Source organism: Streptomyces aurantiacus (genome assembly GCF_001418335.1).
Classification (GTDB): domain Bacteria; phylum Actinomycetota; class Actinomycetes; order Streptomycetales; family Streptomycetaceae; genus Streptomyces; species Streptomyces aurantiacus.
Window position 1 is genome coordinate 1 of the sequence record NZ_LIPP01000396.1, and the last position, 6761, is coordinate 6761.

Annotated in this window: 4 protein-coding genes; all 4 read left to right on the forward strand. The window is 71.8% G+C overall.

The features are described 5' to 3' along the window. The first annotated feature begins 368 nt into the window (after positions 1-368). A complete protein-coding gene (locus AOK01_RS36485; protein WP_055519346.1) occupies positions 369-1472 on the forward strand; it encodes a PrgI family protein in 1104 nt (367 codons plus the stop codon). Further along, positions 1469-3373 (forward strand): VirB4 family type IV secretion system protein, encoded by a 1905-nt coding sequence (locus AOK01_RS36490; protein WP_055519347.1) that lies wholly within the window; start codon positions 1469-1471, stop codon positions 3371-3373. The genes AOK01_RS36485 and AOK01_RS36490 overlap by 4 nt, the downstream gene beginning before the upstream one ends. A gap of 92 nt (positions 3374-3465) precedes the next feature. After that, positions 3466-4320: a GP88 family protein gene (locus tag AOK01_RS36495; protein WP_055519349.1), complete on the forward strand. Its 855-nt coding sequence runs from the start codon at positions 3466-3468 to the stop codon at positions 4318-4320. 10 nt (positions 4321-4330) lie between these two features. Beyond that, positions 4331-6761: DUF8128 domain-containing protein (locus AOK01_RS36500; protein WP_245702560.1), on the forward strand; the 2431-nt coding region annotated here is incomplete at its 3' end.

Consider the following 6761-nt stretch of genomic DNA (forward strand, 5'->3'; position numbering starts at 1 on the left):
CCGCCCGGCACGCCGCCGCCCCGGCCTGCTCACCCGCCCGGTCTGCCGGTGTTCCACGCGCCGAGCGGCACCCGCACCGTGCCGCCGGTCAGGGCAAGCAGCACGCCGCCGGTACCGTCCCGGCCACACTTCCAGCAACCCACTCCACAGCCCCTCACCCCACCCCGGCACCCAACCCGGCCACCCGCGCCCGCCGCCTTCCAGCCGCCGGTGCCCCCGCCCCGGGTCGCCCCGAGGCGGCACCCCCGCACGGGAGCGCCCCCGGCCGTCTTCAGCTCCCCACCATCTGTTCCCCCGCCCACACGGCGTACCCCGCAGCCACCGTCTCGGCGCCGTACCGGTGGCACACGCTCAGGAGGTGACCGGTCATGACCCAGCCGGTGCGTATCCCTGCCGATGTCGATCGCGAGGACACCGTCCTGGCGAACCTGACCGCCCGGCAGCTGATGATCCTGGCCGTCACCGGCATCGTGCTGTACGGCCTGTGGTCGCTCACCCGCGCGTTCGTGCCTTTGCCGGTGTTTCTGATCCCCACCGTCCCCATCGGGGCCACCGCGGTCTTCCTGGCCCTGGGCAGGCGCGACGGGATGCCACTGGACCGGCTGATGCTCGCCGCCCTGCGCCAGCGCATGATGCCCCGCTACCAGGTTGCCGCCCCCGAGGGCATTCGCCCGGCACCGGCCTGGCTGGCCCGGCAGGCCACCGAACCCGAGCAGCCGACCGGCGGCGTCGTGCCAGCCGCGCTGCAGTTGCCCGGCGAAGGTGTGAGCGAGACCGGCGTGATCGACCTCGGCGCGGACGGGGTCGCGGTGGTGGCGGTGTGCAGCACCGTCAACTTCGCCCTGCGCACCCCGGCGGAACAGGACTCCTTGGTGAGCGCGTTCGGCCGGTACCTGCACTCGCTCACCGCCCCCGTACAGATCCTCATCCGCGCCGAGCGCTTGGACCTGTCCGCGCAGATCGGCGAGCTGGGGCGGTATGCCCCGTCCCTGCCGCACCCGGCGCTGGAGGCCGCTGCCCGTGAGCACGCCGACTACCTCACCCAGCTCGGCCAGAACACCGACCTGCTGCGCCGCCAGGTCCTGCTCATCCTGCGCGAACACCTCGGTCCAAGTGTTCCCGCCGATGTGCTGGGGAGCGGCTCGCCGCTGGCTGCCCTGTTCCACCGTAGGCACAGTTCACCCGGCGGCGAGGGCGAGGAGCATGCTGTCCGGCGAGCCGCTGAAGCGCGCCTGGTACGCCGCCTCGGCGAGGCGGTCGAACTCCTGGGTCCCATCGGCATCGTCGTCACTCCCTTGGACGCCGGGCAGGCCACCGCCGTGCTGGCCGCCGCGTGCAACCCCGACAGCCTGCTGCCGCCCACCTCCGCGCTCGCCGGCGCCGCCGACGTCATCACCACCGCCTCGAATGAAGAGGACTGGCCCCATGACACGTCCGTGCCCTGGGACGAGCCTGAAGGGAAGGCGCTGTGAAGCGCTCACGCACGCCTACAGGACACTCGTCTCCGACGACGCCTGCCCACGGCGCCGGGGCGTTCGTTCCGGATGCCCTGGCCGTCGGGCCCCGGCATCTGGAGGTCGGAGCTGAGTGGGTGGCCTCCTTCGCGGTCACCGGCTATCCGCGCGAGGTGCACCCCGGGTGGCTGCAACCGCTGCTGACCTACCCCGGCCGGGTCGACGTCAGCCTGCACATCGAGCCGGTCGACCCGGTCACCGCCGCCAACCGGCTCAAGCGGCAACTGGCCAAGCTCGAATCCGGCCGCCGCCACACGCAGAATCATGACCGGCTCCTCGACCCGCAGGTGGAGGCGGCCACCGAAGACGCGTACGACCTCTCTTCCCGAGTGGCCCGCGGCGAGGGCAAGCTCTACCGGCTCGGCCTGTACCTGACCGTCCACGCCACCAGCCGCGAGGAGCTGGTAAGCGAGGCCGCCGCGGTACGGGCTCTCGCCGCCAGCCTGCTACTGGATGCCAAACCCACCACCTACCGCAGCCTCCAGGGCTGGGTCACCTGCCTGCCGATGGGCCTCGACCTGGTGACGATGCGCCGCACCTTCGACACCGCCGCACTGTCCGCCGCGTTCCCGTTCACCAGCCCCGACCTGCCCCCGCCCGACCCCACCTCGGCCGCCGCCCCGTCCGGCGTGCTCTACGGCTACAACATCGGCAGCCAAGGACTCGTCCACTGGGACCGCTTCGCCCTGGACAACCACAACTCCGTCGTCCTGGGCCGCTCCGGCGCCGGCAAGTCCTACCTGGTCAAACTGGAGCTGCTGCGCTCGCTCTACCGCGGCATCGAAAACTATGTCATCGACCCCGAGGACGAATACGCCCGCCTCGCCCACGCGGTCGGCGGCACCTACGTCCATCTCGGCGCCGAGGACGTCCGGCTCAACCCCTTCGACCTGCCCGTCCACACCCGTCCCGACGGACGGCGCACCGCGCCCAAGGACGCCCTGGTCCGGCGCTCCCTGTTCCTGCACACCGTCCTGGCCGTGCTGCTCGGCGAGCGGCTCGCACCGACGGAGAGGGCGGTGCTGGACCAGGCGATCGCCGCGACGTACCAGCAGGCCGGCATCACCGCGGACTCGCGGACCTGGACTCGGCCGGCCCCACTGCTGGCCGACCTCGCCACCACCCTGCACGCCTCGAAGAACCAGACCGCTGCTGACTTGGCTTCCCGTCTGCACCCCTTCACCCGGGGCGCGTTCTCCGGACTGTTCGCCGGGCCCACCTCCACCCGGCCGAACGGCCACCTGGTGGTGTTCTCTCTGCGCGACCTGCCGGACGAACTCAAGCCCATCGGGACTTTGCTGACGCTGGACGCCATCTGGCGCCGGGTGTCCAACCCGGCGCTGCGCCGACCGCGACTGGTGACCGTGGACGAGGCATGGCTGCTGATGCAGGCCCCGGCCGGGGCACAGTTCCTGTTCCGGATGGCCAAGGCGTCCCGCAAGCACTGGGCCGGGCTGACCGTAGCCACCCAGGACACCGCCGACGTTCTCGGCTCCGACCTGGGCAAGGCGGTCGTCGCCAACGCCGCCACCCAGATCCTGCTGCGACAGGCCCCGCAGGCCGTCGACGAGATCACCCGGACGTTCGATCTGTCCGAGGGCGAGCGGCAGTTCCTGCTGACCGCCGACCGCGGCCAAGGCCTGCTGTCCGCCGGAACGCAGCGGGTCGCGTTCGCCTCCGTGGCCTCACCGACTGAGCACTACCTGGTGACCACGAATCCGGCAGAGCTGGCCGCCTACGCGGACAACGGTGCCGCTGGGGACGCCGAGGGCCCGTTCCTGGATCTCGAAGTAGCCGATTCCCCGGACAACAACGATGACGCCGTTGCCAGCAGCGAGGTCGATCTCGACGCCGACTGAACGGCCCCCCCATCACCCCTTCCGCGGCTTGCCAGCCGGTCTCCGCACAGAGGCCGTCGTATCTCTCTTGATCTCCTTCTGGGAGGCCATCCATGTCGTCTCACCTATCGCTGCCCGCTCCCGTTCCCAGGCGCCCCGCGCGGCTACTGACCCAGAACCGTGAAATGCGTGCGATCGGCGTCTGGAACTGGACGCTGCCCGCCTGGGCCGGTCGCTTTCCGGAGGGCCGCACCTACAACACCTGCCCGTCGGCCGGGATTTGCCGCCACGTCTGCTACGCCCGCTTCGGCACGTACACCTGGCCCACGGTGAAGGCCAAGCACCAGGCCAATCTCCGCTTCGTCCTCGACGACCTGCCCGGCTGGGAACAGGCGATGCTCGCCGAGCTCGGCAGGCGGAAATTCCGCGGCACCTGGGTGAGGATTCACGATTCGGGAGACTTCTTTTCCGACCGCTACCTGCTCGCGTGGCTTCGGATTATCCGCAGCCGGCCGAAGACGAATTTCTACGCCTACACCAAGGAAGTCGCCCGGTTCCGGGCCCTAGTGGAGCCCGACCCACCAGACAACTTCCTGTGGGTCTACAGCTTCGGCGGAACCCAGGACACGCTGCTGGACATCAAGCGTGACCGCCTGGCGGATGTCTTCCCCGACGAAGCAGCCATCGACGCCGCCGGATGGCACTCGCAGGAGGCCAGCGACCTGCTGGCCGTCCTCGGCCCGCGCCTGGTGGGCATTCCCGCCAATCGCATCCCGCACTTCCTCAAACGTCTTGGCGGCCGCACGTTCCGCTCCTGGCAGGCCGAAGTCGACGCCGAACGCCACGCCCAGCGCCGCCGGCGCGGCGGCCTGCGACCCGTGCACGGCGACACCGATCCCGAGCCGTCGGCACCGGCCGAGTCCGGCCAACTGCCCGGCGCTGCGGAGCACCACGGCCGCGCCGCCTGACCCCCGCTTCGTGACCGCGCCCCTGGAGGTCCTTGCCATGTTCACCGGCCACTTCCTGTCGTCCCCCTCGCACCTCGCGGCTCCGGCAGGCCCCGATTCTCCGCTGGGCACCTATCTACGCGATCCCGGCGGCACCGTGCACGCGGTCCTGGCCCACGCCGTGCAGTGGGTCACTGTTGGGTGGCTCATCGCCGGCCCCCTCCTGGTGCTCGCCGGTGCCGGGCTCGGCTGGGCGCGCTGGTGGTGGCGCCGCCGCTGCCGCCGCATGCTGAACGCCGACGCCCGGATCGTCAGCGTGCTGCCGCCTCCCACCGCCGACCCGACTGGAGCCGAAGCCCTGTGGGCGAACCTGCTGGGGCTGTTGCGGCCCGCCTGGCGGCGCCGCCTGACCGGCCAGCCCCACCTGGCGTGGGAGTACGCCTTTGACCGGGAAACGATCCGCGTTCGCCTGTGGGTCCCGGGTGCTGTCCCGCCCGGCATGGTCGAACGGGCGATCGAGGCCGCCTGGCCCGGAGCCCGCACACGCACCGCACCCACACCGTCGTCCACCCCACTCGCCGGGCAGCGCAGCGAGGCCGCCGGCGGCGAACTGCGCCTGGCCCGCTCCGAAGCCCTGCCGATCCGTACAAACTTTCCCGCCGACCCGATCCGCGCCCTGCTCGGCGCACCGGTCGGCCTCGGCGCCGACGAACAGGCAGTGGTCCAGGTCTTGGCCCGACCCGTCACCGGACACCGGATCACCAAGTCCCGCCGGGCTGCCCGGCGGGCGCGCGCCGGGCACCCGGTCCGCCTCGTCAGCCGCCTACTGGACCTGCTCACCCCGGGCCACCGCCCTCCGCGTTCCCGCCGCGCCGGCCCGGTGCTGGACCGGCAGACGGCGCTGGAGGCGTCCGTCGAGGACAAGGTGATCGTCGCCAAGCAGCGCGGCGCCCCGTACGAGACCCGCATCCGCTACGCGATCACCGCGACCGTGCCCGAAGATCTGAGCAGTGAGAAGCGGGCGGCGGTCCGCGCGCGGCTGCGCGGCCGGGGCCACGCCCTCGCGAGTGCGTTCGCCGCCTTCACCGAGCACAACTACTACCGCCGCGCCAAGCTCCGCCGCCCCTGGCTGTACGTCGCCGAACGCCGCCTGGCCAAAGGCGACCTGCTGTCGATCCCGGAACTGGCGGCGGTGGCGCACCTGCCGTGGGACGAGGCCATTCCCGGCCTGCAACGTGCCGGTGCCCGTGCGGTGCCGCCCCCGCCCGGCATCGCCGCCACCGGCCCGGCCGTGCGGCCCATCGGGCTGACCGACACCGGCCGGCCCCGCCCTGTCGGGCTGCGGGTGCCGGACGCCCGACATCACCTGCACATCCTCGGTGCCACCGGCTCCGGCAAATCCGAGCTCATGGCCCGCATGATCCTCGCCGACGCCGAGGCCGGTCGCGGCCTGGTGGTCATCGACCCCAAGGGCGACCTGATCACCGATGTGCTGATGCGGCTGCCCGCGGAGCTCGGGGACAAAGTGATCCTCTTCGACGCCGACAGCAAGGCCCGCCCGCCCGTCATCAACCCGCTCGAAGGCGCCGACGCGGCCCGGACGGTCGACAACCTGGTGTCGATCTTCTCCCGTGTCTACGCCAGCAGTTGGGGACCGCGCACCGACGACATCCTGCGGGCCGGGCTGCTGACCCTGCACGCACAGCCCGGCACGCCGGTCCTGACCGACCTGCCCAAATTACTGTCCGTCCGCTCGTTCCGGCAGCGGGCCGTCGACCAGATCGACGACGACGTCCTGCGGGGCTTCTGGTCCTGGTACGACGACCTCTCCGGGCCGGCCCGCGCCCAGGTCACCGCGCCGCTGATGAACAAGCTCCGCGGCTTCCTGCTGCGGCCCTTCGTCCGCGCCGCGCTCGCCGGCGGGCCGTCCACCGTCGACATGGACGCCGTGCTCGACGGCGGGATCTGCCTGGTGCGCATCGCCAAGGACGCCCTGGGCACCGAGACCGCCCACCTGATGGGCTCCATCGTGGTCGCCCGCACCTGGCAGGCCGCCACCCACCGCGCCCGCATCTCCCAGGGCCAACGCCCAGACGCCGGGCTGTACCTGGACGAGGCACACAACTTCCTCAACCTGCCCTACGCGCTGGAGGACATGCTCGCCGAGGCCCGCGGCTACCGGCTGTCGATGACGCTCGCCCACCAGTACCTACGGCAACTGCCCAAGGAACTGGAGGAGGGCATCAGCACCAACGCCCGCACCAAGATCTTCTTCAACTCCTCCCCCGAGGACGCCCGTCATCTCGCCCGGCACAGCGAACCGCGGCTGACCGCGCACGACCTGTCCCACCTCGACGCCTTCCACGCCGTCATCCGCCCGGTCCTGCACGGCGCCGAAGCGCCCGCCTTCACCGCCGTCACCGAGCAGCTCCCGCCGCCCGTCCCCGGCCGCGCCCAGCAGA